Below are 25,208 nucleotides of genomic sequence, written 5' to 3'. Positions count from 1 at the left end.
GATGGAGACTGACTAATCGTTTCTCTCGTCGAGGTTCACGGAGATGTTCTTCGTCTGGAGATACGAGTCGAGCCCCTCGAGTCCTTTCTCGCGGCCGATCCCGCTCTTTTTCGTCCCGCCGAACGGCGTTTCGGTCGATCCGCCGAACCACTCGTTCACGTAGACGCCTCCGGCATCGATCCGTCGAGCCATGGTTAACGCCTGTTTAATATCGCGCGAAAAGACTCCACCAGTAAGCCCGAACTCGACGTCGTTTGCGATGGCGATCGCCTCGTCGCGATCGGCAAACGGGATGACTGTGAGGACCGGGCCGAAGATCTCCTCCTGGGCGATTCGCATGTCGTTGTCCACGTCGGAGAAGACCGTTGGCGGGAGGAAGTGGCCGTCTCGATCGAGGGGTTCGCCCCCCGTCTCGAGGGTCGCCCCTTCGGTCGTCCCGACGTCGATGTACTCGAGGACGGAGTCGAAGTGTTCGGCGTGGTTGAGCGGACCCATATCGGGATCGTCCGTCCCGGGACCGAGCGTGTACGATTCCGCCCGGGCGACGATTCGCTCGACGAACTCGTCGTAGATCGATTCGTGGACGAGCGCTCGATCGGCCGCCGAACAGATCTGACCGGCGTTGGTAAAGATTCCCGCCGAAATCCAGAATACGGCCTCGTCGAGATCCGCGTCGGGCATCACGATGGCGGGATTCTTCCCGCCCAACTCGAGTGTCACCGGCGTGATCGTCTCGGCTGCGGACCGCATCACCGCCTCGCCCGTGGGGACGCTCCCGGTGAACGTGAGCTGGTCGATACCCTCGTGCGACGAGAGTGCGACGCCCGGTTCCGCGCCGCCCGTCACGACGTTGAGGACGCCATCGGGCACGCCGGCCTCCGCACAGATCTCCGCCAGGTGGAGCGCGGAGAGCGGTGTCGTCGGTGCCGGCTTGACGACGGCCGTATTTCCGGCCACCAGCGCCGGTGCCACGCCGCGAGCCGTGATACTCAGCGGAAAATTCCACGGGATGATCTGGCCGCTCACCCCGTAGGGCTCCCGCGTCGTCAGATCGAGTGTGTCCTCGCCGAGCGGAATGCTCTCGCCCTCGAGTTTGTCGGCGGTTCCCGCGTAGTACTCGAAGTACCGGGCCGTTCCCTCGACGTCATCGCGAGCCTGACTGAGCGGTTTCCCCTGATCACGACTTTCGATCGTCGCGAGTTCGTCCGCATGCTCTCGAATGCGTTCCGCGATTCGGTGGACGATCTGTCCGCGTTCGACGGGCGACTTCGACCGCCATGCCGGAAGGGCCGTCCGTGCCGCCGTTACCGCACGATCGACGTCGTCAGCCGTTGCTGTTGCAACCTCTGCGATCGGGTCGCCAGTCGCTGGATCCGTCGTCGAAAAATACTCTTCGGCGGATCTATTCTCAGATTCGGTACCGATAACTAACTCGTAGCGTTCGTTCGTTGCGATTGCCATGGGTATCCACAGCGGACTCGAGCGCGTACCGTTGACGAGTGTTCCCGCTGTAACCGAATCGATGCGCTTGAACCCGATAATGGTACTTATCAACCCACAGATGTATTAATCGATGTTGGTTTCATTTTTCCGCAACTTGACCAATTTTGTGGGTTCCGACGGTTAATATAATGAAAAAGCTATAGGTCGCGTCCTGGAGTTGAGACTGAGCTATTCGGTACCGCAACGGAGGACGGTCGAAATCGGTTCCGATCACGACACTGGTGGCTGAGAGCGGAGGATTTCGGTCGGGAGTCGCGATCGAATTCGATAGCAACACGCTCCGCGGGGAAACAGTGTCTCGGTGCCGTTTCCCTGCTATCCAAACCTATTTCACCCCGGCGTCTGTCGTAGTATCCATGACGATACAACGCCGGCAGTTCATCGCCGCAATCGGAAGTGGTGCTGCGGTCGGTGTAGCGGGTTGTTCGGCCCTCGGAGGCGACGACGACGATAGCGGCCCGGAGATCAGCAGGGAAACGCTGACGCTTACCACGACGACGAGTACGTACGACACCGGTCTCCTCGACGAACTCAACGCCCCGTTCGAAGACCGATACGGCGTCACGGTCGATGCCGTCGCGCAAGGAACGGGGGCAGCACTCGAGACCGCCCGAAGCGGTGACTCAGACGTGGTGATGGTCCACGCCCGGTCGCTCGAGGACGAGTTCATGACGGAGGGGTACGGCGTCAATCGCCGCGACATCATGTTCAACGACTTCGTCATCGTCGGCCCGCCGAACGATCCCGCCGGCATCTCCGGCGAGGAGGACGTCGAAGAGGCGTTGACGACGATCGCCGAGACGGAGTCGGAGTTCGTCTCCCGCGGTGACGAGTCGGGAACGCACACGAAAGAGTTCGAACTCTGGGAGATGGCCGGTCTGAACGTCGAGGAGTTCGGCGATTGGTACGTCGACGGCGGCGACGGAATGGGGGCGATCCTGAACCAGTCGAGCATGCAGGAGGCCTACACGCTGGCCGACCGCGGAACGTATCTCGATATGCGAAGCGAGATCGACCTCGAGATCCACGTCCAGGGACCCGTCGAGGGCGGGCCGGAGTCGCTCATGAACCCGTACGGAATCGTCGCCGTCAACCCCGCCGTTCACGACAACGTCGAGTACGACCTCGCGATGGCGTACATCGGCTATATCACGAGCCTCGAGGGCCAGGAGATCATCGAGGAGTACACGGTCGAAGACGAACAGCTCTTCTTCCCGGAAGCGATCTCGGAGGAACCGAACTTCCGACAGTACGTCCCCGCGGAGTGGAGCGGATCGGACGCCGACGAGTAACTTTTCGCGTGATATCGCTCGAACTCGGTACGCTCGCGGTGCTCGCCGACTTCCCCTTCGAGTGGAACTACATCCGCAGCATCATCTCCGTCTCGCTGTACGTGAGCCTGATCGCGGTCGCGCTGAGCACGCTGTGTAGCCTCCCGGTCGCCCTCCTCATCGGCTTCAAAGAGTTTCGCGGGAAGACGCTGCTCACGTCGCTCATCAACACCGGGATGGGCTTTCCCAGCGTCGTCGTCGGTCTCGTCGTCCTCTTTGCCGTCTCGAATCAGGGACCGCTCGGCTCGTTCGATCTCGTCTTTACCCCCGAGGCGATGATCATGTCGCAGTTCGTGCTTGCCACGCCCGTCATCGCCGGCGTGAGCCTCGCCGCCGTCAGCAGCGTGGAGCAGAACGTCCGGGACGCGGCGTACGCGATGGGCGGGACGCGGACGGACGTCGCGTTCGTCACCATCAAGGAAGCGCGCTACGGGATCGCGACGGCCGTCCTCGCCGGCTTCGGCCGCGCGATCAGCGAAGTCGGCTCCGTCCTCATCGTCGGCGGTAACATCGCCCGTTCGGACGGGACCTCCGTCACCCGAACGCTCACGACGGCGATCCAACTCGAGGCTCGACAGGGCCGGTTCGAGACCGCGATGCTCCTCGGCGCGATCCTGCTCGTCCTCGTCCTGGCCGTCAACGCGATCGTCGTTCGGCTCGGAAACGACGGCGGAGGGCGGTACCGATGACGCTACGCGCGACGGACGTCTACCACGCCTACGACAACGAGACCGTCTTCGAGGAGGTCTCGCTATCTGTCTCGCCCGGCGAGGTCGTCGCCATTATCGGCCCCTCCGGCGTCGGGAAGTCGACGCTGCTGCGGCTGCTCGCGCTGTTCGACGCACCCGACGATGGCTCGATCGAGTACGACGGAACCGACGTCTGGACGGTCGGCGACCGCGAGCGACTCGAGTACCGTCGCCGGATCGGGATGGTCTTCCAGGAGGCTAGCCTGTTCGACGCGAGCGTCGTTCGCAACGCCGAGTACGGGCTCCGGGTTAGGCAGTCGTGGACGGACCGCATTCGACACGAACTCGCGAGTCTCGTCGGAGCCGAAAACGGCACCATCGAGGTGGTCGACGCGCTCGCCGCCGTCGGATTGGCCGACAAGGCCGATCAGGACGCCTCGTCGCTCTCGGGCGGCGAAGCCCAGCGCGTCGCGTTCGCCCGGGCCCTCGCGTACGAACCCGACGTGCTCCTCCTCGACGAGCCGACGTCGGATCTCGACCCGCGAAACACGGCCGTCCTCGAGGAAGCGATCCTCGACGCGCGGGATCGCGGTATCGGCGTCGCCATCGCCACCCACGACATGCACCAGGCCGAACGGATCGCGGATCGGGTCGCGGTGCTTCTCGAAAACGAGGTCATCGAGGTCGGGCCAACCGAAACGGTGTTCGAGGAGCCGACCGATGACCGAACACAACAGTTCATCGACGGGGAGCTGATCTACTGATGACGATCGAAAAGGGCTATACCACGACACTGGCGGTCGACGGCGTGACGATCGATCGCCGCGATATCGAGATGCTCGAGGCGATCGACGAGCACGGCTCGATGCACAGCGCGGCCGACGAACTGGGCCGGTCGTACGCGCGTCTGCAGAACCGAATCGTCGAGATCGAAGACGCCGTCGGTCCGGTCACCGAGCGGCAACGCGGCGGCCGCGGCGGCGGCGGGACAGTGCTGACGCAGAACGCTCGCGACCTCCGCCGGCGGTTCGATCGACACGCCGCCGAACTCGACGGCGTCGCCCGGGTCACGGAGTCCGTTATCTCGGGCACCGTCCGGGACCGAACGGGTGAACTCGCGACGGTCGAGACCACCGTCGGCTCGATACTGGCGCTCGTCCCCGAGGACGCGAGCGAGGTGCAGGTCAGCGTCCGCTCGGACGCCGTCGTGCTGACCGACCCCGACGAAACGCCTCGAGGCGACGATACCAGCCTTCGAAACCGATTTTCGGGAACCGTCTCGGACGTCGAATCGGGCGACGCGATCGACCGCGTGACGGTTCGACTCGGCGACGAGACGACGCTGCAGGCGCTCGTCACTCGCGCCAGCGCGGAGCGACTGGGACTCGAGGCCGGCCGGTCGATCACGGCGTCGTTCAAGGCGACGGCTGCGAGGGGGATTGGCGTGGACTCGAGGTCGGAGTCGTAGGTGACAGAAACGCGGTGCTCGACGGGTGACTCGAGATGGCGGGTACAACGTGAGCGAGGGAACGGATTCGAACAACGCGAAGACGGTCGCTCACTCCGTTCGCGCTGTGTCTTCTCTCGTTTAAATCCTCCCGTCCGATCGCTGTCGCTCGTGAATGACTCGCGACAGCGATGCGAGGGAAGGGATTTGAACCACGGTCGTTTCGCTCCGCTTCACTCCCTGATTCAAATCCCTCCGCTCGTAGTCACCGCTCACGAGTGTTCGCGGTGACATGCGAGGGAAGGGATTTGAACCCTCGGACCTCTACAGGAGCGGGTCTTAAGCCCACCGCCGTTGGCCTGCTTGGCTACCCTCGCACAGAAGGCAGTCGTCCGTTGTCCCCGGTTCGGGATGTGCGTTTCGGTGTTCCCTCGAGCGATACGATCTCGTCGGGTCCCGAACGCGAGCCCTACCAGTCGACGCTCAGCGTTCCGTCGCCGTGGGGGTCCGGCGCGATCTCTTCGTCGGTGCGGCGATCGACGACGTGAATGCAGCCGTCGTCTTTCTTGGCCGGGCAGACCTCCGCCGCGCGGACGTTGTGCTCGAGGTCCTCCTCGGCGAAGAAGTACGTGTTCGGCTGGGCGATGCCGGACTTGATGGACATCTCCCAGTTGTCGCTGACCTCGGCGCACTTGCCCGCGCCGAAGCACTTGTTCGCCTCGAAGATGATCTTGTAAGGCTTTTCCTCGATAGATGGTGCGTCCGACGATCCGACGTCACTGGCGCGCTGAATTTCGCCGTCGTCGCTCATTAGCAAGCAATTAGTTTGCGTCGTCTTTCGCGTTACGGTTACCGCGAGCCGGGCATGTCAGCGCCTACGAGAATCCCGACGCGGAAGACCACCGGTCAGATCGCATATCCCTCGTTTCGCAGTGCGAACTCGATTGCGTGATCGAACCGTTCTCGAAGGCTGGCCTCGAACGTTTTGACACGGTTATCGGCTTCCGTCAGTTCGAGACGGCGATCTTCATCGCCGGAATCGCTGATGGGGTGGTACGTCTGGGTGAACTTTCGGCTATCGTTTCCGTACACGGTCACGGTGACGGAATTCCGGTCCGACGTGTTCGTCTCTCCGCTTACGTTCACTCGTTCAAAACCGGTGAGATCCGTGCTGAGACCCCCGATAGCGAGTTTTTGTTCGAGGGCCTCACGCTCCCATTCGCGACGCTCACCCGTTTTTTGATCCGTTCCGATGACCGTCTCGGGCCCGATCGTCTCGATCGTCCACTTCCGCAGCGACTCGGACGCGACCTCTTCCGCTGACCGTGAGCGAACGTCCCCTTCCTGGACTGTTTCACCTTCTTCGACGCGGACATAGCGTGCGTTCGCGGCGGGGACGTCGACAAAAATCTCGCCGGACTCGGTGCTAACTAGCGTTTCAGTCCCCTCGATAGAACGAGGTACCAGCCTCCGATCGCTGTCGTTGTTCATGATTTGTAATCACGATCGAGTTTGGAATCAGGCCCATCTAAGGGTAGTGCTGGCACTGTCCAAATGAGCGCGTCTGGACACTATCTCGGTACGGCGTACGACCGTTACGACGACGGGGACTTCGGCTCGGGAAGATCGTACGTCACGCCGGTCAACTCGCTCGAGACGTCCCACAGCCGGCGAGCGGTCTCGCGGTCGTACGACCGCTCCGAAGAAGCCTGTCGTTCGGGAGTGCCCCGCATGTCCAGCAGTCCGCCGGGACCGTAGTACGCGCCGCCCGCCGCGTCCGGCGCGGTCGCCGCGTACAACGTCGGCAGCGCGCCCTTCTCGGCCGACTGGGCGAGCACGGCGTTCGTGAGTCGTCGACCCAACAACCGGATCCGGGAGCCGCGACCCTCGATGCCGCGGAACTGCAGCTGCGTGTTCGCGTAGCCGGGATGGACGGCGAGGCTCTTGGCGGACAGCCCGGCGGTGAGAAACCGGCGCTCGAGTTCGTACGCGAACAGCAGATTGGCGAGTTTCGACTGGCCGTAGGCGTCCCACTTGTCGTACGACCGCTCGCCGTGGAGGTCGTCGAAGTCGATCTCACCGCGTTCGTGGAGGGCACTCGAGACCGTCACGACCCGCGCGGGCGTCGTTTCGGGGGCCGTATGCAGTTCCTCGAGCACCAGCCCCGTGAGCGCGAAGTGTCCGAGGTGGTTGACGCCGAACTGGGTCTCGAAGCCGTCCTCGGTCTCCGACCGCGGAATCGCCATCGTCCCGGCGTTGTTGATCAGGACTTCGATCGCCTCGCCCTCGAGGCGTTCTGCGAAGGCGCGGATCGACTCGAGGCTCGCCAGATCGCAGGCTTCGACGCGGAGGTCGGCGTCGGGCACGTCCGCGCGGACGTCCGCTGCGGCGGCCTCGCCGCGCTCGGTGTCCCGACAGCCCATGACTACCGTCGCGCCGTTTCGGGCGAGTTCGCGGGTTGCCTCGAGACCGATCCCGCTGTTAGCTCCCGTGACGACGATCGTTCGGCCGTGCTGGTCGGGGACGTCGTCGGCTGTCCAGTTCACAGCGACGCTAACGCGTGCATGACTCCTAAACGTACGCACTGCATTCCCCACTGACAGCTCTCGGTCTCCGTTCGATGCTGCCAAGCACGTCATAGAGGATTGTGGTGAACAGCACAACGTCGGCCACGCGGGGGAAGAACCCGCCCGGTGGCCGATACAGACCTTGTCAGCCGAGTTATATTCACGAATCGGTCGACAAACACTTATCACCGCTTTCGTGGTCGGTTCCGTATCGAAATGACTCCGCAACAGCCGTCGACCTCGACCCGACGAACCGTGCTGGCAGGTACCGCTGTGACCCTCGGCTCGCTCGGACTCGCGGGCTGTGCCGACGATACCGGTGACGAGGGGACCGATGGCGACGAAATCGAAGAGACAACGGAGAACTCGAGCGACGACACCGACGACAGTGACGACGCCTCGTCCGAGGTTCACGCGGAGTACGAGACGACCGAGGTAGCGGTAACGGATTCCGACGGCGAGGAACTGGGTACGGTAACGGCAGCCATCGCTGATACGCCGGAGTTCCAAGGGCTGGGCCTGAGCGACACCGAGGAGTTACCCGACGACCGTGGCATGCTGTTCGTCTACGAATCGGTCGAGGACCGAGAGTTCTTTATGCGAGAGATGTCGTTCGGGATCGACATCGTCTTCGCCGACGACGAGGGAATCATCACGGATATCCACCACGCACCGGAGCCCGGTCCGGACGAGGACGGCAGCGAACAGACCTACGCCGGCCGCGGCCAGTACGTACTGGAAGTCGTCTACGAGTGGACTGCCGAGCGCGACGTCGAGGAGGGAGACCGCCTCGAGTTCGAACTGTAGCTATCGACCGCTGATACGGTTTGCTGTACCGATTTGCCTGGGACCGTAGACCCCCGGGGTCACGGCCCCACCGGAAATGGCTTACAGCAGTCAGTATGAGATGATAGCGTTCGGAAGGTGCGGTCGACTCTCGAACTCGAGACGTCTCGGACTCTCGGTTTCGATAGCCGGTGGTAGGGCTGTCGTCGATCGAGTCGGTGCGTGAAATCGAACCGTCCGATTCGGTATGTCTGCCCGCGAACTGATCGGAGACCAACCCCCCAACGATTAAGTATTATTATTCTAAACTGTACAGTATGCAACCCTCGTATCGGCTGGGTCTTCGAAGTGCTTGCAAGCGATATGGCCCCGGTCGCCTCCCCCACGCAGATCGGCCCGACATTGGAGCCGGATACGCAGCTGCATCGGCAGCGGTTGTCGCCACCGTTCTGGTCGGCATCGTGCTGGCTGGGGAAGCCGTTCGAGGGGGAAGTGGTGATTGGGTAGCAAGCTTCCTGTTTCCCGCCTTCGCGCTCCCGGTAGTCGTGCCCTCGGCATTCTTCCTCGGCGTTGTCGTCTGGCGGTTGTCGCCATCGTCTACCTCGACCATCGGACTCGTCGCCGGTGGGGTAGGAGCAATCGGAACGTATCTCGTGTCCCTCGTTCTCATCGGTGGTGTACTCACCGCGGGAGCTGTCCTTTCACTGAGTAGTTGGTCACCGATAGCGGCGGCAGAGTTCTCGGCAGGTCTCGTCGGGCTCGCCGTCGTTCTCACCTGGTGGATAACGATCCCTGTCGGTTGTCTCTCGGGAGTTGTCTACATGAGCGTAACCGAATCAAGCCCCTGAACACGCCCCTGCTGGACTGTCCACAGAGCGACTGTACGCCTTTTTTTTGATTGCTTGACCCCGATTTGTTCGGCGAGCACGGGCGGTGGCGATTGGTATCGATCTCCCCTGTACTGAACGATGAGTGTACGCACGTCGAATGTCGAAATAGCGTTCCGAACGACGAATCCGTGCGCTCGGTTCCCGTTATCCGTCGCCGACGGAGACCGACTCGAGCACGACCGCGTCCCGCGGGCGGTCGTTCGCGTCGGTGTCGACGCCGCCGATCGCTTCGACGACGTCCATCCCCGCAGTCACCCTGCCGAAGACGGCGTGTCTCCCGTCGAGATGTGGCTGCGCCTCGAGCGTGATGAAGAACTGCGAACCGTTGGTGTTCGGCCCGGAGTTGGCCATGCTCAGGATGCCGGCGGCATCGTGGCGAAGTTCGTCGTGGAACTCGTCGTCGAACCGGTAGCCCGGACCGCCGCGGCCGGTGCCGAGCGGATCGCCGGTCTGGATCATGAAGTCCTCGATGACGCGGTGAAACACGATGTCGTCGTACAGCGGTTCGCCGTCGACTTCCGTTCCCGTTTCGGAATTGATCCAAGACTGCTCGCCGGTCGCGAGACCGACGAAGTTCTCGACGGTTCGCGGGACGCGGTCGGCGTAGAGTTCGACCACCACGTCACCCATGCTAGTGTAGAGCGTCGCCGTCAGCGCGTCGGCAGGCTTCGAGTTCGAAGTCGATCCGCTGTCGGTCGCGTCCGCGTCGTGGTCCCCGTCGTTGTCAGCGCTGTTCACGCAGCCGGCGAGGGTGAGGCCGACACTCGAGGCCGTTGCTGCGAGTAGCGTTCGTCGATGGACGGGCCGTCGGGACGGAGTGATACCGCTCGTCGGTCTCGTGGGAAAATAACGATATCGGATTTCGACGTGACCGGCGCGAGAATTACTCGTAGTCGACGGAGACCGACTCGAGGACGACGTCCTCTTTGGGCTCGTCGTTTCGGCCGGTGTTGACGCTCCCGATCTCCTCGACGACGTCCATCCCGTCGGTGACTTTCCCGAAGACGGAGTGGCGGTCGTCGAGGTGAGGTTGGGCGTCGAGGGTGATGAAGAACTGCGAGCCGTTGGTGTCCGGCCCGGAGTTCGCCATGCTCAGGATGCCCGCGTCGTCGTGTCGGAGCTCGTCGTGGAACTCGTCGTCGAACTGATAACCGGGGCCGCCGCGACCGGTTTCGGTCGGGTCGCCGCCCTGAATCATGAAGTCCTCGATGACGCGGTGGAACGCAACGTCGTCGTACAGCGGCTCGCCGTCGACCTCTTCGCCCGTCTCGGGGTCCTCCCAGCTTTTCCCGCCGGTCGCGAGACCGACGAAGTTGTCGACGGTTCGCGGTGCGCGTTCGTCGTACAGTTCGACATCGATGTCTCCCTTGTTAGTGTGGAGGGTCGCAGTAACGTCTCCCATAGCTTCGCCGACGGTGGGCCGACAGAAAACGGTAGTGGTCTCGAGTCGTGGCGGCGAAAGAACCGTTGAAACGCCCTGTAGTGATACGCGTGGTCCCTTCAGGGGTACGCAGGGGCGACGCGGTCACCGGAACGGCTGTCGATAGCTCCACGAGTCGTCGAAACGGGCGACCCGGATCGCGAGCGCATCCAGCAGGTCAGGTACGACACGTTCGCATTCGTAGTGTGCAACGCAATGCCTTCAGCGAACCTGAAACTTCCCGTACTACCAGTATCGCGAGTAGTAGTGTCGCCGCCTGCGAACACAGGATAACTCACGTGTAGGTACTCTCAATGCTAGAAACACCGTATATAGCTTGACAGCGTAGTACGTCGCGCGAGCTATTTCGCCAGTCACCGGGTGTCGGGGCTCAGAACGTTCGTGCAAGTGATAGCTATGAAACTAGGACTCGAGGTCGAATACTGGGTGATCGACGAGAAGGGGGCTCTCACGTCGGCGGACGCGCTCATACAGGCACACGAGTGCGTGGTTCCGGAGTTCGTGGACTCACTTATCGAAATCGTCCTGCCGCCACTGGAATCACGAGTCGCCCTCGAGATTACGTTCATCGACGTGCTGAACACGGTTTTCGACGTCGCGACCGCACACGGGAAACACCTCGTGCCGCTCGGAACGCCGTTGCTCGAGGAGTCGCCGGCCGTGCTATCGAAACGGGGCGCGACGCTCGAGCGAATCTACGGCGACGATCTGCAGTTCGCGAAAAACGTCGCCGGAATGCACGTTCACTTCGACCAGACGGATCCGATCGCACAGGCCAATCTCCTCACGGCGCTCGATCCGGCGCTCGCGCTCGTCGCGTCGTCGCCGTACTACGGCGGCCACCGAACCGCGACCGCAGCGCGAGCCACGGCGTACCGCCGCGGGATGGACGAACGATTTCACCGCTTCCGCGAACTCCAGCCCTACGTGCTGACGCCGGAAGCGCGGGCGAAACAGGCGCGGGAGAACTTCGAGTCGTTCCTGAACCTCGCCGCGGACAGCGGGGTTCCCGAAGCCACCGTGTACGATCAGTTTTCGATCGAAAACGTGATCCACAGTCCCGTCCGAATTCGGGACGATCTCGGAACCGTCGAGTGGCGGGCGTCGGACACCGCCCTCCCGAGCCAGCTCGCTCAACTCGCGTTCGACGTCGCACGGATCCTCGAAGAGACGGCGACGAAGCCCGTGGTAGTCGGTGCCGAGCCGGGCATCTATTCGGGAGCGATCGTCGTCCCGCCGTTCGAGTATCTCAAGTCGCTGTCCGACGAGGCGATCGCCGATGGGCTAACCCCTCGAGTCCGGACGTATCTCGAAGCGTTCGATATCGATCCGACGGCGTACTCCCCGCTCGTCGACCGATTCCCGCGTGCTGAAGCGATTTCTCCGGGTGAGGCCAGGGCGATGCGACTCGAGTTCGCACGATTACTCAGAGCGGATGTCGATCGGTTCGACGCGACGAACCTGCCCGACGATCCGTCCGCAGCGCGGAATACGGCCGACGACGACCGCCGATTACAGCCGAACGGGTTTGTCGGCCCGAGAGAACGATATCGTCGCGGCGGGATCTACACAACCAGTTGAAGCGGTTCACACACCGCTCGGACGGCCGTCGTACGATCGGGTGGGCAGTGGCGTTCAGTGACACCAATTATTTCCGCCGCCCGTCCGGTGAACGTGACGCGCGAATCTACGGCTCCGGACGAGAGTTCACTGTGAACGCGGCAATCCCAAGTTGGTCTCACCGCCGGAGCGACCGGGACGTCGAGTGCTGGGTGCTGGCCGCGCGCCGTCCGATGGCAGCAGGCGGCCGCAGCTACATACCGCCGGACGTGAAACAACGGAGTATGAGTCACGGGAGCCAGGAGGTCAGCGGAACCCACGAAATGAACGAGATAACCCTCGCACGGTTACCGTCCGGCGTGGCGCTCACGACGACGGTCCACACGTATCGCGGCACCGAGGAGGGTCCGACGCTCTACGTCCAGGCAGCCCAGCACGGGCGCGAGATCAACGGAACGGAGACGCTTCGGCGGTTTCACGAGCGCCTGCCGCTGGAATCGCTGTCGGGTACCGTCGTCGCCGTCCCCGTCGCGAATCCGTTAACGTTCGATCGCGTCTCCTACACGACGCCGGAACAACTCGACAGCGTCAACGCCAACATGAACCGGATCTGGCCGGGCGACGCCGACGGCAGTCTCCACCAGCGAATGGCCGCCCGACTCTGGGAGGAGATCGGCCGATCCGACGCCGTCATCGACCTCCACACGGGCAGTCCGGACATGCTCCCACACACCGTCTACCGGGAGGGCGATACGCAATCTCGTCGGCTCGCCGAGGCCTTCGGGATCGATCTCCTCCTGTCCGAGGAGGCGGACGACAATGCTCCCGACGAGTGGCATCGCCGCGGGTTCGCCGGAAAGCTCCGCGTCGCTGCCGCGACCGAAGGAATCCCATCGATCACTCCCGAACTCGCGCACAACAAGCAGATCGTCGAGGACGTCGTCGACGAGGGCGTCGACGGCTTGCTCGACGTCTGTCGGTATCTCGGGATGCTCCCCGGTGAGGTCCCCGAGCGAGACCACACCATCGCTCGCAACCATCTGGGACAGGTTACCGCCACTGCGGCCGGCCTCTTCCGACCGAAGCCGTCGCTCGAGGTCGGCCAGAAGATCACCGCCGGAACGCCGATCGGCACGGTGTTCGATCCGACGACGTACGAACCGCTCCACGAGGCGGCGGCGGACCGCGACGGCATCCTCTACGCGCTCACGCAGGAGGCGACCGTCGTCGGCGGCGACCAACTCGCGAGCGTCGCACTGGTTCGCGAGGAGTGACGACTCAGGCAAGCCCCAACAGCGAGACGCCGACCGTCGAGACGACGACGAGCGCAGCCGTCCAGATACCGAGTCCAACCGTGAGCCACCCGAGGATCGCTCGCGTGTCGTCACTGGTGACCACCGCGAGCAGCGCCGTGAGGTGAATGCCTGCGAGTATCGGTCCGGCGAGGGCGAGACCGGCGAGCCCGTAGCGCTTCCAGAGCCGTCGCGCGCGTCCGTAGTGTTTGCTCGAGTCGGTGAGGTCGGTGCCGGTCCGGCGAGCCCACCAGGCGACAAGTCGCCCGTGGCCGACGACGATCGCGCCGACGGCGGTGGCGCTGCCGGCGAAGGCGGCGAGTCCCGTCGCGACCGGATCGAGTCCGAGTCCGATGGCGACCGGGATGACGACGAATGGCTCGATCGCCGGAATCATCGCGAGCAGGAAGACGAGCAGGTAGCGGCCGAGGCCGGTTCCCTCTTCGAGGGTCGTGCCGACGTCGACGAGTGCTGGAGCGAGCATTGTGAAAGCCGTCCGATCGACGGACGTGTTACTACTGCTAGACGAACGGCGGCGAAAAACCGGTTTCGATTCGCACGTTCGGCCGCGCTCACAACCGAGTCCGTCGTCAGGCCGAGAAGCCGCCGTCGACGACCAGGCCGTGGCCGCTGACGAAGGAGGCCTCGTCGCTGGCGAGGAACAGAATCGAGTCGGCGATCTCCTCCGGTTTACCGAGTCGCTTCAGCGGGTAGTCCTCGGCCATCGCTTGCTGAGCCGCCTCTGGATCGTCCTGTTTTGCCAAGTACTGATCGAGCATCTGGGTCTCCGTGAAGCCGGGACAGACCGCGTTAGCGCGGACGCCGTAGGGCCCGGCCTCGGCGGCGATGGTTCGGGTCATGTTCAGGACGGCGGCCTTGGTCGTCGAGTAGGCGGCCTGCTTCGGCAGGCCGAGGATGCTCGCCAGCGAGCCGACGTTGACGATCGAGCCGTGGCCCTGTACTTTCATGTGGGGAAGCGCAGCGGAACAGCCGTTCCAGACGCCCTTGATATTGACGTCGATCACGAAATCCCGAACAGAGTCGTCGAGATCCTCGAGACTGCCGCCTGGGTGGCCGGTGCCGGCGTTATTGATCATCACGTCGATCCCGTACTCGTCGGCGACGGCGCCGACGAGGTCGTCGAATCGGTCGCTGTCAGTGACGTCGAGTTCCCGGAACTCGGCGACCCTGCCGGCTGCTTCGATGTCGGCGACGGTCTCCTCGCCACCCGGCGTGTCGACATCTGTCACGACGACCCGTGCGCCTTCCTCGGCGCACCGCTTCGCTGTCTCCTCGCCGATCCCCGATGCCGCACCCGTAATGACGACGGTCTTGTCTTCCAATCGCATACTCGCGGTATCGGACGGTAGCTACATAAATTCGTTCATTATTTATGATCCAGATGGTCGGTTTGTTTGGCGGACTCGTCCAATTCATAAACAGTGGTAACCAAGCGCTGCCAATCAGAGTTGAAAATCGACTCTCGCGTACACTCTGGAGTAAACTGTTGCCGATGTCTCGAAATCAGACAATCGATATTGGTGCACGGAAACCCGGATAGATCAGAACGAGCGAAGGTCCTCGAGCACCGCCTCGGCACTCCCGTCTGCAATCACGTCACGAGCCTCCTCGAGTCCCTCCTCCAAACTCTCGACGTCCTGTCGGGCGTACATCCGGAACGCGCCGTTGAGCGCGATGGCGTCGGCGAAGTGATCGTCGCGCTCGCCGGCCAGTACCTCCTCGGTGATCGACGCCGAATCCGCGGTCACGTCGTCGACCGCGAGGTCCTCGGCTTCCATCTCCATACCGTAGTTCGCAGTTTCGATTTCGTAGTCCTCGAGTTCCTCCTCGCCCTCGTCCCACTCGGCTACCTTCGTGTAGCCGGGTCGGATGTCGTCGTAGCCCTCCATCCCCTGGAAGAAGATGGCGCGGGAGAAGGAGAGGTGGTCGCTCTCCTCGATCAGGTCGCTCAGCTTCTTCGCGAACGCGAGGTGGTAGAACGAGCCGAGGTGAACGTCGGCGTTGGCGGGATTGGCGACGGTCTCGATGGTGTTGACGAACGTCCGGACGCCCATCATGTCGCGTCGCTCGTAGAGGTCCTGAATGCCGGGATTGAACGCGGGCTGGTAGTAGAAGCCGAAGCCGGCCTCGTCGACCATCTCGGCGCTCTCCGTGGGCTCGAGTTCCGTCCGGACGCCGAGTTCGTCGAGGACGTGTTTGTAGGCCGTCGCCTTCTGGGTCGGGACCCGATCACCGGAGTGGACGACGACGGGCGTTCCCGCGGCGGCGGCGACGAGGCCGGCGCCGACGCCGAGGACGGCGGAGGTGTGCTTGCCGTCGTAGTTCGCGCCGCAGTCGACGGGGTTCGCGTCGGGCTCGGCCGTCTCGACCGACTCCTCGAGCATGACGTCGGTGTAGCCGGCCAGCTCTTCGGGGTTGTTGCGCTTCCAGCGGTTGGCCAGCCAGAACGCGCCGAGGGTCGTCTCGTCGGGTTCGCCGGCCAGAATGCGCTGGAGGGCCTCTCGAGCCTGCTCGCGAGTCATGTCGTCGGCGGACTTTGGACCGGAGCCGACGATCTCCGTCATCAGCCGTTTGAGCGGCCACTCGCCGAACTCCTGGGTTGCCTGCGCCATACGCACTCGTTGGGACGGGCCGCGCAAAAACCTCCCGTTTCCGGTCTCGTCTCGCCGACGAATGACGGGTTTTTCGGCCAACAACGCGAACAGTCCCAGAAATCGGATCGGTCGCAACCGGTTCCGCCTCGGCTGTCGACGGAGCGACTTCGCGGCGATCGGGTCGTCCGCCCGTTCTGGCCCTAACGCGACAGCCGCCGGCGCTCGAGCGGACCCGAAAGCAATACGGTCCCGTTCTCCCTAGCCCATCCAATGAGCAGCCTCTCGGGGGAGTGGCGCGAGTCGATCGACGACGTCGACGCGGCCATCATCGACGGCTACCAGAGCGGCGTTCCCGTCGCGGAACGTCCGTTTCGACAGATCGGCTCGCAACTCGGTATCGACGAGGACGACGCGCTTGAGCGGGTTCGCCGACTCCACGACGCCGGCATCGTCCGACGGTTCGGGGCCGTCCTCAACCCGCCGGTGATCGGCTCGTCGACGCTGGCAGCCGTCCAGGCACCCGACGACCGATTCGACGAGGTCGCCGCGATAATCAACGAGTACCGGCAGGTCAACCACAACTACGCCCGCGACCACGAGTGGAACATGTGGTTCGTCGTCACCGCGGGATCGCGGGCGACGCGGGACGAAATCCTCGCGGAAATCGAGGCCCGAACCGGCTGTGCGGTTCTCAACCTGCCGATGCTGACGGACTACTACATCGATCTCGAATTCCCCGTCGTCAACGCCGACCGGTTCGCGCGAGAGTCGATAGACGAGGGTACGGACTCCTCCGCGACCCGCATGAGCGAGGAGGCGACCGGCGACCTCTCCGCGTTCGACGCCGACCTCCTGCTCGCGATCCAGAACGGCTTCCCGCTCTCGAGGACGCCCTATCGGGACATCGCGGCTCGACTCGAGGCGGACGTCGAGGACGTGCTCGAGTCGATCGATCGGCTCGTCGACACCGGCTGTATCAAGCGCATCGGCTGCGTGGTCAACCACGTCGTCACCGGCTTCGACTCGAACTGCATGGTCGTCTGGGACGTCCCGGACGCGGATCTCGATTCTTGGGGCGAGCGGGCGGGCGGCCTGCCGTACGTCACGCTCTGTTATCACCGACCGCGCCGGCCCGAACAGGGCTGGTCGTACAACCTGTTCACGATGATCCACGGCCGCGATCCCGCGGCCGTCGACGCGAAAATCGACGAGTTGGCGACCGACTACCTCCCGGTCGACCACGAGCGACTCTACTCGACCGAGACCCTGAAACAGACCGGCGCGCGCTACGAGGAACTCGTCGGACAGTGAGTCGGTGACGTCGACGGGTATCGATACTCTCACGGCAATTTCCCCTCTCATCTTCGACCAATCGGACGACGTGCGGTGGCGCGCGCCGAGGCGAAGCGAGTCGCTGACGAACTGCGTCTCAACGACGTGCGAGGTCGTCGTGAGTGAAACGAACGACGCCGTTCGAAACGGCTCCGCCGTTTCGTGATGCCGAAAACGCGACGCGTTTTCGAGCAGCCTGGAAGACGCGAAGCGTCTTTCTTTGGCTGAGCGAACGACCGGAGGGAGTGAGTGTAGCGCGGAACCGCAGGTTCCGCGGACCATGCGAACGGGCGCGAAGCGCCCGTGAGCAGAAATCGGCTGGGGAGGACGTGGAAACCACTGTTGCCAGTGTGAGCAGCGTACTCGAGTTCGTCTCGAATCGGGACGAGAATACGGCCGGTGGGGTGGCAGACGGACGCATCAAAGTTACTCACTGCTAGCCGAACAAGCCGACCAGCACCAGCCCCAGCCCGGTCAGAAGGAGCACGCCCGCGATCATCGCGGTCAGCAACTGCAGCGAGGACTCGGCGTCCTCGTCCAGTTCGAGTCGCGGATAGAGGTGTCTGGCACCGACCAACGCACCGATCCCCAGGGCGAGTGCACTGACACCGAACGCGAGCAGTTCGGCGTTCATCGCTGACGAATACCGGCTCCGAGGTGAAAAAACGGCCTCCTCCTATCGGCACTCGAGAACCGTCGCTTCGCCGGGGACCGGACGACGGGGATGACACCGGGATTGCCAGTGGAATTCACGGGGCGCGAACGACCTGGCACCGCCTCGAGCCACGACTAGCCGAGATACAGTCCTCCGGCCGCGTACAGAAACACGCCGCCGATCGCGAGCCCGCAGAGCGCGATGCCGGCCCCGAGCAGTCGCATCAGGTCCGTCATCACCGCTGGATACTCCGGCTGGGGCTCGAGGTTCGCGACGAGGACGTAACACAGCACGCCGGCGCCGGCCGCGAACAGTCCGAACGTCGCCGGCGCGAGCCACTCCATGACCCTGGTGGGGATTCCGGGGTCGTATATCCTGTGGCCGGACGGCGAAAAACCCATGCGCTCTCGAATGCAACGAACGAGTATGAGCGACCGCTCGAAAGAAGTGACCGAGAGCCGCGACACCGAGGATCTCCTCGCGGAGACCGAGGAACTGCTCTCGGGAACTGGGGGCGGCGTCGACCCCGGTGAATCACGATCCCCGGACGAGGGTGAGTCATGGCGGTCGGTCGACGCAGACTCGCAACCGTCGTCCACGCAACTCGACCCCGCTGCCGAATCCGACGCCAACTCGAGTTCGTCGCGACTCTCGAGGCTCAAGTCGAGACTCTCGCGACCCACGTCAGGAGCCTCGATCGAGCAGTACTTTTCGCCGCGAGCGTTCTTCACGTTCGTCCTGTTGGTCGGAACTGGACTGGTGGCCGGGGGAATGACGATTCCGTTCGCCGGCCGCGTCCTCGGGATGTTCGGCGTCGCCTTCGCGATCGGACTGCTCACGTCGAAACGACGCTACCTCGAGATGGCCGCCGCCGGGACGACGGTCGGCGGACTCTCCGCGCTGGCCAGCTACACCGTGCTCGCGGTCGCCGGCTCCTATCAGGCCGTCGTCGCGGTCGGCGTAGCCGCCGGGCTGGTGGGCTGTCTCATCGGTTACTACTTCGGTCGGGACCTGCGTGACGGCCTCGTCCGTGATCTCGACTGAGCGGCCGGCTCGCGGTGTCGGGCCCGCTCGTACTGTCTGCTGTACGTCATTTTCGGCGGGGACGCGACCGTCCTGTGGTCCCACCGGTACACCGTTACAGCAAACCGTATCAGGCCGTCGTCAGCTCCCAGCCGCGCTCGGTCCGGCGAACGATCCCCTCGTCGGCCATCGACTCGAGCAGTTCGGCGACGAGTTCGCGGGGCGCGTCGACGTCCTCGCCGAGTTCGCCGACCGATTTCGGTTCGGAGCGAATGCTCGCCAGCAGGTCGGCGTAGATCCGACTCTCGGGACCGGTGCCGACCGTCTCGGAGATGCCGTCGAGCACGTCACAGAGTCGTCCCTGTACCCATCGCTGGGCGAGCGAGAGTTCGTTCTCGAGCTGCTCGAGATCCTCCAGCGCGTGGAGGAGCTCGTCGAGGTCGCCGCCCTCCTCCCAGGAGACGTCGAGCGTGAGGTGCCGACAGGTCGTGATGTCGAAGCTGCTGTTGGCGGGGTAGGCGCTCTTGCTCGCGAAGCCGTAGGGCGAGACGTTCACCTCGAGGCGGACGTGGCGAGCGATATGAAAGTACTTCCGGCGCTGGTCGTCGACTCGGCTCTCGATCAGTCCCGCCTCCTCGAGCTTCCGGAGGTGTTCGATAACTGCCTTGGGACTCACGCCGAGGTACTCCGAGATTTCGGTGACATAACAGGGTTTGCGGGCGAGCAGCCGGAGGATCCGCCTCCGGTTTTCGTTCCCCAACAAATCCAGCAACGCGGCGGAGTCCATCGTGGGTGGGTTAGGGGTGGTCGCTGAAAAGGGTGTCTGCTCGGTGCGAACGCGGACGTACGGGTCTGGATCGGTAACGATCCGTGGGAACGCGTGGGATATCGCTCGAGTCGGTGTTCGAATCGCTCGTTAGCTGCCGGCGCCAGCGTGACCCGGTAGGTTAGCGTTTCCTTGCCCCGGATTTCCGTCGTTTACCTGGTTGCCGGAGTCACCCTCGTTCGAGGGACGCTCGTCGTCCCGTTCGGCGTCTCCGTCATCAGCCTGGCCATCGGAGTCGTCGTGGTCCGGCGGACTACCGGTTCCTCGATCAGGGCTTGCTCCCTGTCCCGGGTTCTCGTCGTCAGCCTGCGCTTCATCGCCGTCCGTCCGATCGTCGGAATCGCTCTGACCGGGAGGGCTAGCGTTTCCCTGCCCGGGACTCTCGTCGTCCGACTGGTTGCCGGGACCGGCGTGGCCCGGCGGGCTACCGTTTCCCCGATCGAAAGCACCGTCCGACTGATTGCCGGCGTTTGCGTGTTCCGGTGGGCCGCCGCCGGGAGTACCGTCAGGACCGCCGAGTCCGCGTGCGATCTCGGCTACCTCCGGACCCGATAGCGTTGCGGCGTTCTCCCGGAGGTCGGCGAGTCGCTCGTCGTCGACGCCGGTTTCGTTGGCCTGCTGTTCGGCCCGGTCGATCGAACGCTCGAGCGACTCGATCTCGACGGTGAGCTGTGCCATCCGGGCCTGGTACTCGCCCCGGTGGAGTTCGTCTTTTCGCTCCTCGAGGTCGTCGCGTTTGGCCTCGAGAGCGGCGTGTCGATCCTCGAGATCGGCCGTTCGCTTCAGTACGATCTCGGCCCGGCGATCGTCGTCGGCGGCTTCGTACTTCGAATCGTGCATTCTGGACTCGACCGACCGATCGGTGTCGGTCGCGACGGATTGCATGAACGTCGATACGTCCGCACCCACCTCGTCGCTCGACTCGCCCTCGCTGCCGGAATCGTCGGTAAGCGTCCCCACGACGGCACCGCTCGCGATCGGGGCGACCGTGAGTCCGACGATGGCGACCAGTACGAGGAACGCGACCGACCGACTGGTTTTCATTACTACTCCATTCGTCTCGAACATACTAAAAAGACTGACCTTCGTTCGTACCGTTCAATCGAATTCGCGGATAGCCGGGTTCCGTTTCGATCGTTTACAACGGCGAGAGCCGTCTTCACAGCCGTCCAACCGGTCCTTGAACGTGGGTGTGACGCGACCGTGGCGATGGGTGACCGTTCAGCGACGACCGCGACTCGCCACGACCGATCTGACGGCCGCCGCTGTCAGACTGCGCTCTCACTCCGTGACTATCGTTCACAGTCTGCGGTGATCGTTCGTGAACTGATCGGACGATCGACCCGGTTCCGTCTCGAAAACCGTCCAGTTTGGAATTCGTCACCCGCCGATGTCTTCGCTGATAGCCCTTCGACTTAAGTCTGTCCGAAAATAGTTATCTCTCTTCGTCCAATGGTACCACATAGCATGTTCGAGCGCTTTTCGCGGAGCTACTATCTCGGACGACTCTACGTGACGCCAACCGACGGGGATCACGCCCTCATGCACAGCGACCAACACGAGCGAATCAACGAGGCGGTCTACGCGACCGGCGACGGCGTCGAACGCCTCGATGCGCCGCTCGTCATGAAACTCGAGAGCCGACACTTTCCGGTTCACGGGAACGAGAACGTGCCGACGAACACACTCGCCCTTCCGGAACCGATGCTCGAGGGCTGTGATATTCGGAACCCGCCGTCGCTCCGGGAGGTGTTGCTCGCCCGACGAGAGCACGCCGAGCAACTGCTCACCTGGTCCGGCGGCTGGCCCGACCCCGGCGACGACGTGCGAAACGCCGGAACCTAGAAGTATTCTCGCTTCGCCCCTTCGAACGAATGCTCGACGAGCTGCTCGGCCGCGCCTCGCTCAAAGACCGTATCGACGAACTCGAGGGGGAAAACGAGCGACTGCAGAGCCGCTACGAGGCCGAATCCGAGCGTCGGGCGGACGCGGCCACGGCCAGACAGGACGCCGAGGAGGAACTGAACCGGCTCGAGGACCGTATCGCCCAACTCGAGGGCGAACTCGAGCAGGTCGACGACGACGGCGACAGCCTCGCGGTCCGTCGTCGCGAACGACTCCGCGGGAGCCGCCTCGCGGAGGTGGTCGATCGACTGACCTCGTTCCGGACCGGTCCCGAGGGGGCGCTGACGGCCGTCCTCGACAGCGACGACACCGTCGACGGCCTCCGGGGCGAGGCGGATCTCAACCTCGAGGACGTGCTCGGCGACCGAACCGGACTCGTCGACGAGGTCGCGCCGTGCGTACTCTGCGTCGACGACGCCGGCCTCGTCGCCGTCACGCTCGAGCCGCCGGTGGACCTCGCCGACGAGACGCTCGGCGACGGCGACGCGCGCGTGACGTGGGCCGACCGGTTCGCTCTCGAGGAAGAGTGGCTCCTGCCGACCGGTCGGTACGCGCTCGCGCTCGTCCGAACCGATCTCTTCGCGCTCGGCGTCTACGAGCGCGACGAGCGCGTCGACTACCGGGGCTTCGAGAGCGACGTCAAGGGGAGTCACTCGAAAGGCGGCTTCTCACAGGCTCGATTCGAGCGCATTCGGGACGACCAGATCGACGACCACCTCGAGCGCTGTACGGAGGCCCTCGCCGACTACGACGTTGAGCGCCTGTTCGTCGTCGGCCAGCGCGGCGTCGTCGACACGCTCGTCGAGGAATCGGGGCTCGACGTCGCGGGAACCGCCGCCGTCGACGCGACCGGCGATCCGAAACCGGCGCTCGAGGACGCTCACCGGTCGTTCTGGACGACCAATCTGCGGGTACTTTAGCTCGTCGAGTGTGAGCAGTGTGACGAACAGTTCACGGCCCGTCCCGGCTCCAACGCGGCGGATCGCGGGTTCTGTTCCTCCGGGTGTGCTCTCGAGTAATCGACGATTTCGCGAGTGATCGACGGTGTCGATCTCGAAGCCGCGATCACTTCGACTCGAGGATAGCGAAGCCGGCCCGTGGTCGATCACTGACCCCCGATTTTCCGTGTCACCGATAAGTAATCGAAACGAGGCGGATGTCGTGAATATCTACCGTTAAGTAGACCCTCGTTCATGGTCCGGTATGCGAATTGCAATACTTGCCCACGAGGAGTTCCCCGGGCGCGCCAAGACCGCTCTCGGCGTGTTGCGATACAGTGACGACGAGGTTGTCGCCGTTCTCGACCGGGACAACGCCGGAAAACGGGTTTCCGAGTTCGTTCCCGACGTCCAGGACGCCCCGATCCGTGAGGGGATGAGCGACCTCGCGGCCGAGGATGTCGATGCGCTGCTGATCGGGATCGCGCCCATCGGCGGCGGCTTCGAGGAAAGCTGGCGCGAGGACGTCCGAATCGCACTCGAGTACGGCTGCGACATCGTCTCGGGCCTGCACTACTTCCTCGAGGAGGACGAGGAGTTCGCGGCGCTCGCGGCCGAGAACGACTGCGAACTCCGGGACGTGCGCAAGCCCCCCGAGGACCTGACGGTGAGTCAGGGTATCGCCGACGAGGTCGACGCCGAAATCATTCTCACGGTCGGTACCGACTGCTCGGTCGGCAAGATGACCGTCTCGATGGAACTCGCCCGCGACGCTCGCGAGGCCGGCCACGACGCCGCCGTGATCCCGACCGGCCAGACGGGGATCATGATCGAGGGCTGGGGGAACCCGATCGACCGCGTGGTGTCCGACTTCACCGCCGGCGCCGTCGAGGAGATGATCCTCGAGAAGGGCGACGAACACGACTACCTCTTTGTCGAGGGCCAGGGCAGCATCGTTCATCCCGCGTACTCCGCGGTTACCTGCGGCATCCTCCACGGCGCGATGGCCGACAAACTCGTGCTCTGTCACGACGCCGGTCGGGAGGTAATCCACGGCTACGAATCGTTCGCGCTTCCCGATCTCTCGACCTACGTCGGTCTCTACGAGGACCTCGCCGCGCCGGTCGCGGACAGCGAGGTCGTCGCCGGCGCCCTGAACACGTCGAACATCGACGACGACGCGGCCGCGCGAGAGGCCGTCGACGAGTACGCGAGCGCGCTCGACCTGCCGGCCTCCGACGTCATCCGCTTCGGGAGCGACGACCTGCTCGAGGAGTTGTTGTAAGATGCCCCTCGAAACCGCCGTCGAGCGACACGCGCTGCCGCTCGAGTACCCCTTTACCATCGCCCGCGGGACGGAGACCGAGGCCGAGGTGGTGACGGTTCGGATCGCCGACGAGAACGGGACGGTCGGCGTCGGCGGCGCCGGACCGTCCCCCCACTACGGCGAGACCGTCGACACGGTGACGACGATCCTCCCCGATCTGCTCGCCGTCGTCGAGGACTGTGGCGACGTCCACCAGCTCGAGCGGATCGAACGCCGGATGCGAGAGACCGTCAACCGGAACCCGGCAGCCCGCTGTGCCGTCAGCATCGCCGTGCACGATCTGGCGGCGAAACGGCTCGAGGTTCCCCTCTATCGGTACTGGGGGCTCGATCCGGAGCGGACCCTCGAGACCTCCTACACCATCGGGCTCGACGACACGGAGACGATGCGCGAGAAGACCGAGACGGCCCTCGAGCGCGGCCACGGCACGCTGAAGGTCAAGCTGGGGACGGACCGCGACCTCGAGATCATCGAAACGATTCGGTCGGTCGCCCCCGACGTCTCGCTGTTCGTCGACGCCAACGAGGCCTGGACGCCCCGCGAGGCCGTTTCGAAGATCGAGCGGCTGACCGAGTACAATCTCGCGTTCGTCGAGCAGCCCGTCGCCGCGGAGGATCCCGAGGGGCTGCGGTTCGTCTACGAGCGCTCGCCGCTGCCGATCGCGGCCGACGAGTCCTGTATCACGCTCGAGGACATCCCACGAATCGCCGACCGCTGTGACATCGCGAACCTCAAACTCATGAAATGTGGCGGCCTTCGGGAGGCAAAACGGATGATCCACACCGCCCGCGCCCACGGTCTCGAGGTCATGTGCGGCTGTATGACCGAGTCCAACGCCTCGATCGCGGCGGCCTGCCACCTCGCGCCGCTGCTCGACTACGTCGACCTCGACGGCTCGCTGTTGCTCGCCGAGGATCCGTACGACGGCGTCCCGATGGCCGACGGCCGGATCGATCTTGAAGGTCTCGAGCGGGCGGGAACCGGTGCCGTGTTGCGATAATCGGAGTCGGTCCGGCCCTCGTACAGTCTGCGTTCGCTCAGCGAGTAGTTTCACGGAACGAGTGTCACTCTCTTCGTCAAC

Annotated in this window: 27 protein-coding genes and 1 tRNA gene; 14 read left to right on the top strand and 14 right to left on the bottom strand. The window is 64.0% G+C overall.

The window, feature by feature from the left end; translation table 11 throughout:
* Nucleotides 1-12 precede the first annotated feature (12 nt).
* A complete protein-coding gene (locus ACSFC5_RS15915; RefSeq protein WP_440766215.1) occupies nt 13-1,461 on the bottom strand; it encodes an aldehyde dehydrogenase family protein in 1,449 nt (482 codons plus the stop codon).
* A 398-nt stretch (nt 1,462-1,859) separates the two neighbouring features.
* Between ACSFC5_RS15915 and ACSFC5_RS15910 the strand changes: the two genes are divergently transcribed.
* From ACSFC5_RS15910 to ACSFC5_RS15895, 4 genes are read left to right on the top strand one after another with little or no spacing between them, the layout of a single operon-like run.
* Nucleotides 1,860-2,795, top strand: a complete 936-nt coding sequence (locus tag ACSFC5_RS15910) for an ABC transporter substrate-binding protein (RefSeq protein WP_440766214.1) — start codon at nt 1,860-1,862, stop codon at nt 2,793-2,795.
* An 11-nt stretch (nt 2,796-2,806) separates the two neighbouring features.
* Nucleotides 2,807-3,523, top strand: coding sequence for an ABC transporter permease (locus ACSFC5_RS15905; RefSeq protein ID WP_440766315.1), 717 nt, complete (start codon nt 2,807-2,809; stop codon nt 3,521-3,523).
* A complete protein-coding gene (locus ACSFC5_RS15900) occupies nt 3,520-4,287 on the top strand; it encodes an amino acid ABC transporter ATP-binding protein (RefSeq protein WP_440766213.1) in 768 nt (255 codons plus the stop codon). The genes ACSFC5_RS15905 and ACSFC5_RS15900 overlap by 4 nt, the downstream gene beginning before the upstream one ends.
* A complete protein-coding gene (locus ACSFC5_RS15895; RefSeq protein WP_440766212.1) occupies nt 4,287-4,991 on the top strand; it encodes a TOBE domain-containing protein in 705 nt (234 codons plus the stop codon). The genes ACSFC5_RS15900 and ACSFC5_RS15895 overlap by 1 nt, the downstream gene beginning before the upstream one ends.
* A gap of 272 nt (nt 4,992-5,263) precedes the next feature.
* Here the strand turns inward: ACSFC5_RS15895 and ACSFC5_RS15890 are convergent.
* From ACSFC5_RS15890 to ACSFC5_RS15875, 4 genes are all read right to left on the bottom strand, one after another.
* A tRNA-Leu gene (locus tag ACSFC5_RS15890) sits at nt 5,264-5,347 on the bottom strand.
* Between the two features lie 92 nt (nt 5,348-5,439).
* Nucleotides 5,440-5,781 (bottom strand): ferredoxin, encoded by a 342-nt coding sequence (locus ACSFC5_RS15885; protein ID WP_440766211.1) that lies wholly within the window; start codon nt 5,779-5,781, stop codon nt 5,440-5,442.
* 95 nt (nt 5,782-5,876) lie between these two features.
* Complete coding sequence (locus tag ACSFC5_RS15880; RefSeq protein ID WP_440766210.1) at nt 5,877-6,461, bottom strand: hypothetical protein; 585 nt, start codon at nt 6,459-6,461, stop codon at nt 5,877-5,879.
* A 104-nt stretch (nt 6,462-6,565) separates the two neighbouring features.
* A complete protein-coding gene (locus ACSFC5_RS15875; RefSeq protein ID WP_440766209.1) occupies nt 6,566-7,516 on the bottom strand; it encodes an oxidoreductase in 951 nt (316 codons plus the stop codon).
* A gap of 237 nt (nt 7,517-7,753) precedes the next feature.
* Here ACSFC5_RS15875 and ACSFC5_RS15870 point away from each other — a divergent pair, with 237 nt between their 5' ends.
* Together ACSFC5_RS15870 and ACSFC5_RS15865 are read left to right on the top strand one after the other, a co-directional pair.
* A complete protein-coding gene (locus ACSFC5_RS15870) occupies nt 7,754-8,344 on the top strand; it encodes a DUF192 domain-containing protein (RefSeq protein ID WP_440766208.1) in 591 nt (196 codons plus the stop codon).
* Between the two features lie 296 nt (nt 8,345-8,640).
* Nucleotides 8,641-9,171 carry a hypothetical protein gene (locus ACSFC5_RS15865; RefSeq protein ID WP_440766207.1) on the top strand — a complete coding sequence of 177 codons (531 nt, stop codon included), beginning with the start codon at nt 8,641-8,643 and terminating at the stop codon, nt 9,169-9,171.
* A 186-nt stretch (nt 9,172-9,357) separates the two neighbouring features.
* Here the strand turns inward: ACSFC5_RS15865 and ACSFC5_RS15860 are convergent, their stop codons facing one another.
* Together ACSFC5_RS15860 and ACSFC5_RS15855 are read right to left on the bottom strand one after the other, a co-directional pair.
* Nucleotides 9,358-9,867 carry a peptidylprolyl isomerase gene (locus ACSFC5_RS15860; protein ID WP_440766314.1) on the bottom strand — a complete coding sequence of 170 codons (510 nt, stop codon included), beginning with the start codon at nt 9,865-9,867 and terminating at the stop codon, nt 9,358-9,360.
* A gap of 229 nt (nt 9,868-10,096) precedes the next feature.
* Nucleotides 10,097-10,615 (bottom strand): peptidylprolyl isomerase, encoded by a 519-nt coding sequence (locus ACSFC5_RS15855; RefSeq protein WP_440766206.1) that lies wholly within the window; start codon nt 10,613-10,615, stop codon nt 10,097-10,099.
* 435 nt (nt 10,616-11,050) lie between these two features.
* Here ACSFC5_RS15855 and ACSFC5_RS15850 point away from each other — a divergent pair, with 435 nt between their 5' ends.
* Both ACSFC5_RS15850 and ACSFC5_RS15845 read left to right on the top strand, forming a co-directional pair.
* The gene (locus ACSFC5_RS15850; RefSeq protein WP_440766205.1) at nt 11,051-12,235 is read left to right on the top strand and encodes a glutamate-cysteine ligase family protein; all 1,185 of its coding nucleotides are present in this window, start codon (nt 11,051-11,053) and stop codon (nt 12,233-12,235) included.
* 263 nt (nt 12,236-12,498) lie between these two features.
* Nucleotides 12,499-13,488, top strand: a complete 990-nt coding sequence (locus ACSFC5_RS15845) for a succinylglutamate desuccinylase/aspartoacylase family protein (RefSeq protein WP_440766204.1) — start codon at nt 12,499-12,501, stop codon at nt 13,486-13,488.
* Nucleotides 13,489-13,492: 4 nt separating this feature from the next.
* On the opposite strand, the gene ACSFC5_RS15840 is transcribed toward ACSFC5_RS15845, so the two are convergent.
* The 3 genes from ACSFC5_RS15840 to ACSFC5_RS15830 all read right to left on the bottom strand — a co-directional run bounded on the left by ACSFC5_RS15840 (nt 13,493) and on the right by ACSFC5_RS15830 (nt 16,139).
* Entirely contained in the window at nt 13,493-13,990 is a 498-nt protein-coding gene (locus ACSFC5_RS15840) for a small multi-drug export protein (RefSeq protein ID WP_440766203.1), read from the bottom strand.
* A 106-nt stretch (nt 13,991-14,096) separates the two neighbouring features.
* A complete protein-coding gene (locus ACSFC5_RS15835; RefSeq protein ID WP_440766202.1) occupies nt 14,097-14,855 on the bottom strand; it encodes an SDR family NAD(P)-dependent oxidoreductase in 759 nt (252 codons plus the stop codon).
* Between the two features lie 213 nt (nt 14,856-15,068).
* Nucleotides 15,069-16,139, bottom strand: coding sequence for an anthranilate phosphoribosyltransferase (locus tag ACSFC5_RS15830; RefSeq protein ID WP_440766201.1), 1,071 nt, complete (start codon nt 16,137-16,139; stop codon nt 15,069-15,071).
* Between the two features lie 252 nt (nt 16,140-16,391).
* On the opposite strand from ACSFC5_RS15830, the gene ahbB reads away from it, so the two are divergent.
* Nucleotides 16,392-17,432, top strand: a complete 1,041-nt coding sequence (gene ahbB, locus ACSFC5_RS15825) for a siroheme decarboxylase subunit beta (RefSeq protein ID WP_440766200.1) — start codon at nt 16,392-16,394, stop codon at nt 17,430-17,432.
* Between the two features lie 457 nt (nt 17,433-17,889).
* Here the strand turns inward: ahbB and ACSFC5_RS15820 are convergent, their stop codons facing one another.
* Both ACSFC5_RS15820 and ACSFC5_RS15815 read right to left on the bottom strand, forming a co-directional pair.
* Nucleotides 17,890-18,087: a hypothetical protein gene (locus ACSFC5_RS15820; RefSeq protein ID WP_440766199.1), complete on the bottom strand. Its 198-nt coding sequence runs from the start codon at nt 18,085-18,087 to the stop codon at nt 17,890-17,892.
* 155 nt (nt 18,088-18,242) lie between these two features.
* Complete coding sequence (locus ACSFC5_RS15815) at nt 18,243-18,452, bottom strand: hypothetical protein (RefSeq protein WP_440766198.1); 210 nt, start codon at nt 18,450-18,452, stop codon at nt 18,243-18,245.
* Between the two features lie 82 nt (nt 18,453-18,534).
* On the opposite strand from ACSFC5_RS15815, the gene ACSFC5_RS15810 reads away from it, so the two are divergent.
* Nucleotides 18,535-19,152, top strand: a complete 618-nt coding sequence (locus ACSFC5_RS15810) for a DUF8526 domain-containing protein (RefSeq protein ID WP_440766197.1) — start codon at nt 18,535-18,537, stop codon at nt 19,150-19,152.
* Between the two features lie 109 nt (nt 19,153-19,261).
* On the opposite strand, the gene ACSFC5_RS15805 is transcribed toward ACSFC5_RS15810, so the two are convergent.
* Together ACSFC5_RS15805 and ACSFC5_RS15800 are read right to left on the bottom strand one after the other, a co-directional pair.
* On the bottom strand, nt 19,262-19,918 hold the full coding sequence (locus ACSFC5_RS15805) for a metalloregulator ArsR/SmtB family transcription factor (protein WP_440766196.1): 657 nt from the start codon (nt 19,916-19,918) through the stop codon (nt 19,262-19,264).
* Between the two features lie 129 nt (nt 19,919-20,047).
* Complete coding sequence (locus ACSFC5_RS15800) at nt 20,048-21,001, bottom strand: hypothetical protein (protein WP_440766195.1); 954 nt, start codon at nt 20,999-21,001, stop codon at nt 20,048-20,050.
* Between the two features lie 423 nt (nt 21,002-21,424).
* Between ACSFC5_RS15800 and ACSFC5_RS15795 the strand changes: the two genes are divergently transcribed.
* The 4 genes from ACSFC5_RS15795 to ACSFC5_RS15780 all read left to right on the top strand — a co-directional run bounded on the left by ACSFC5_RS15795 (nt 21,425) and on the right by ACSFC5_RS15780 (nt 25,127).
* Entirely contained in the window at nt 21,425-21,802 is a 378-nt protein-coding gene (locus tag ACSFC5_RS15795) for a DUF5802 family protein (RefSeq protein WP_440766194.1), read from the top strand.
* 29 nt (nt 21,803-21,831) lie between these two features.
* Nucleotides 21,832-22,782, top strand: coding sequence for a Vms1/Ankzf1 family peptidyl-tRNA hydrolase (locus ACSFC5_RS15790; RefSeq protein WP_440766193.1), 951 nt, complete (start codon nt 21,832-21,834; stop codon nt 22,780-22,782).
* 283 nt (nt 22,783-23,065) lie between these two features.
* Entirely contained in the window at nt 23,066-24,085 is a 1,020-nt protein-coding gene (locus ACSFC5_RS15785) for an N-acetyltransferase DgcN family protein (protein ID WP_440766192.1), read from the top strand.
* Between the two features lies 1 nt (nt 24,086).
* Entirely contained in the window at nt 24,087-25,127 is a 1,041-nt protein-coding gene (locus tag ACSFC5_RS15780; protein ID WP_440766191.1) for a dipeptide epimerase, read from the top strand.
* Nucleotides 25,128-25,208 lie beyond the last annotated feature (81 nt).

Origin of the sequence: Natronorubrum marinum (assembly GCF_052040125.1) — an archaeon.
In the GTDB taxonomy this organism is placed as follows: domain Archaea; phylum Halobacteriota; class Halobacteria; order Halobacteriales; family Natrialbaceae; genus Natronorubrum.
This window is presented reverse-complemented; position numbering and strand designations above follow the sequence as displayed.

Bases quoted from the DNA above. Each gene is read 5' to 3' on its own strand.
- ACSFC5_RS15790 (WP_440766193.1), top strand. From the start codon at position 21,832: ATGCTCGACGAGCTGCTCGGCCGCGCCTCGCTCAAAGACCGTATCGAC.
- ACSFC5_RS15880 (WP_440766210.1), bottom strand. From the start codon at position 6,461: ATGAACAACGACAGCGATCGGAGGCTGGTACCTCGTTCTATCGAGGGG.
- ACSFC5_RS15865 (WP_440766207.1), top strand. From the start codon at position 8,641: ATGCAACCCTCGTATCGGCTGGGTCTTCGAAGTGCTTGCAAGCGATAT.
- ACSFC5_RS15855 (WP_440766206.1), bottom strand. From the start codon at position 10,615: ATGGGAGACGTTACTGCGACCCTCCACACTAACAAGGGAGACATCGAT.
- ACSFC5_RS15780 (WP_440766191.1), top strand. From the start codon at position 24,087: ATGCCCCTCGAAACCGCCGTCGAGCGACACGCGCTGCCGCTCGAGTAC.
- ACSFC5_RS15835 (WP_440766202.1), bottom strand. From the start codon at position 14,855: ATGCGATTGGAAGACAAGACCGTCGTCATTACGGGTGCGGCATCGGGG.
- ACSFC5_RS15895 (WP_440766212.1), top strand. From the start codon at position 4,287: ATGACGATCGAAAAGGGCTATACCACGACACTGGCGGTCGACGGCGTG.
- ahbB (WP_440766200.1), top strand. From the start codon at position 16,392: ATGAGCAGCCTCTCGGGGGAGTGGCGCGAGTCGATCGACGACGTCGAC.
- ACSFC5_RS15885 (WP_440766211.1), bottom strand. From the start codon at position 5,781: ATGAGCGACGACGGCGAAATTCAGCGCGCCAGTGACGTCGGATCGTCG.
- ACSFC5_RS15795 (WP_440766194.1), top strand. From the start codon at position 21,425: ATGTTCGAGCGCTTTTCGCGGAGCTACTATCTCGGACGACTCTACGTG.
- ACSFC5_RS15820 (WP_440766199.1), bottom strand. From the start codon at position 18,087: ATGAACGCCGAACTGCTCGCGTTCGGTGTCAGTGCACTCGCCCTGGGG.
- ACSFC5_RS15830 (WP_440766201.1), bottom strand. From the start codon at position 16,139: ATGGCGCAGGCAACCCAGGAGTTCGGCGAGTGGCCGCTCAAACGGCTG.
- ACSFC5_RS15900 (WP_440766213.1), top strand. From the start codon at position 3,520: ATGACGCTACGCGCGACGGACGTCTACCACGCCTACGACAACGAGACC.
- ACSFC5_RS15785 (WP_440766192.1), top strand. From the start codon at position 23,066: ATGCGAATTGCAATACTTGCCCACGAGGAGTTCCCCGGGCGCGCCAAG.
- ACSFC5_RS15840 (WP_440766203.1), bottom strand. From the start codon at position 13,990: ATGCTCGCTCCAGCACTCGTCGACGTCGGCACGACCCTCGAAGAGGGA.
- ACSFC5_RS15800 (WP_440766195.1), bottom strand. From the start codon at position 21,001: ATGAAAACCAGTCGGTCGGTCGCGTTCCTCGTACTGGTCGCCATCGTC.
- ACSFC5_RS15810 (WP_440766197.1), top strand. From the start codon at position 18,535: ATGAGCGACCGCTCGAAAGAAGTGACCGAGAGCCGCGACACCGAGGAT.
- ACSFC5_RS15850 (WP_440766205.1), top strand. From the start codon at position 11,051: ATGAAACTAGGACTCGAGGTCGAATACTGGGTGATCGACGAGAAGGGG.
- ACSFC5_RS15870 (WP_440766208.1), top strand. From the start codon at position 7,754: ATGACTCCGCAACAGCCGTCGACCTCGACCCGACGAACCGTGCTGGCA.
- ACSFC5_RS15805 (WP_440766196.1), bottom strand. From the start codon at position 19,918: ATGGACTCCGCCGCGTTGCTGGATTTGTTGGGGAACGAAAACCGGAGG.
- ACSFC5_RS15910 (WP_440766214.1), top strand. From the start codon at position 1,860: ATGACGATACAACGCCGGCAGTTCATCGCCGCAATCGGAAGTGGTGCT.
- ACSFC5_RS15915 (WP_440766215.1), bottom strand. From the start codon at position 1,461: ATGGCAATCGCAACGAACGAACGCTACGAGTTAGTTATCGGTACCGAA.
- ACSFC5_RS15845 (WP_440766204.1), top strand. From the start codon at position 12,499: ATGAGTCACGGGAGCCAGGAGGTCAGCGGAACCCACGAAATGAACGAG.
- ACSFC5_RS15815 (WP_440766198.1), bottom strand. From the start codon at position 18,452: ATGGAGTGGCTCGCGCCGGCGACGTTCGGACTGTTCGCGGCCGGCGCC.